Raw genomic sequence first — 1,055 nt, forward strand, 5'->3', positions numbered from 1 at the left:
GAGACAGGACCAGACGCAGCGCTGAAGCGCCATCGGATCGTCCTGTGCGGCCAGCGGCCCGGTCAGCGGCAAGAGGGCCAGGACAAGGGCGGGAATGCCCGCGGTGAAACGCGTCATGACAATAACCTTTGGTTGAAAATCCTGCCCGCGACTCTGCGCGATTCGGCCCCCATGGCGCAACGCTTGTGCTGAGGCCCGCGCTGGCCTATCTCTGGCCTTCCAGTAAAGAGATTTGTACCGATGCCCATAAAGCTGCCCTCCGACCTGCCCGCCTACGACGTCCTCTCGCGCGAGGGTGTCATGGTGATGGCCGAGGACAGCGCCTCGCGGCAGGACATCCGCCCGCTCCGCATCGCCCTGCTCAACCTGATGCCGAAGAAGATCCAGACCGAGAACCAGTTCGCGCGCCTGATCGGGGCGACGCCGCTGCAGATCGAGTTCTCGCTGATCCGGATGACCGAGCACCAGACCAAGAACACGGCCGCCGAACACATGGAGGCCTTCTACCGGCCCTTCGCCGAGGTCGAGGCCAGCGGCGAGAAGTTCGACGGGCTGGTCATCACCGGCGCCCCCATCGAGCACCTGCCGTTCGAGGAGGTGACCTACTGGGAAGAGCTCACCCGTGTCTTCGAATGGACCCAGACCCACGTCCACGCCACCTTCGGCGTCTGTTGGGGCGGCATGGCGATGATCTCGTATTTCCACGGCGTGCCCAAGCACCTGCTGGACCACAAGGCCTTCGGCTGCATCCGGCACCAGAACCTCGCGCCCGCCTCGCCCTTCCTGCGCGGGTTCTCGGACGACATGGTGATGCCGGTGTCGCGCTGGACCGAGATGCGCCGCGACGAGGTCGAGGCCGCGGGCCTCGCGGTGCTGATCCACTCGCCCGAGACCGGCCCGGCGCTGGTCGAGGACCCGCGTCACCGTGCGCTCTACATCTTCAACCACCTGGAATACGATTCCGGCACGCTGAAGGAAGAGTATGACCGCGACGTGGCGGCGGGGAAGCCGATCAACGTGCCCGCGAACTACTACCCGAGCGACGATCCCTCGCG

Annotated in this window: 1 protein-coding gene; it reads left to right on the plus strand. The window is 65.7% G+C overall.

Annotated features, from left to right (window positions below):
* Positions 1–240 precede the first annotated feature (240 nt).
* Positions 241–1,055: homoserine O-succinyltransferase (locus tag HC022_RS27320; RefSeq protein ID WP_167454463.1), on the plus strand; the 815-nt coding region annotated here is incomplete at its 3' end.

This window comes from Salipiger sp. HF18, from assembly GCF_011806505.1.
In the GTDB taxonomy this organism is placed as follows: domain Bacteria; phylum Pseudomonadota; class Alphaproteobacteria; order Rhodobacterales; family Rhodobacteraceae; genus Salipiger; species Salipiger thiooxidans.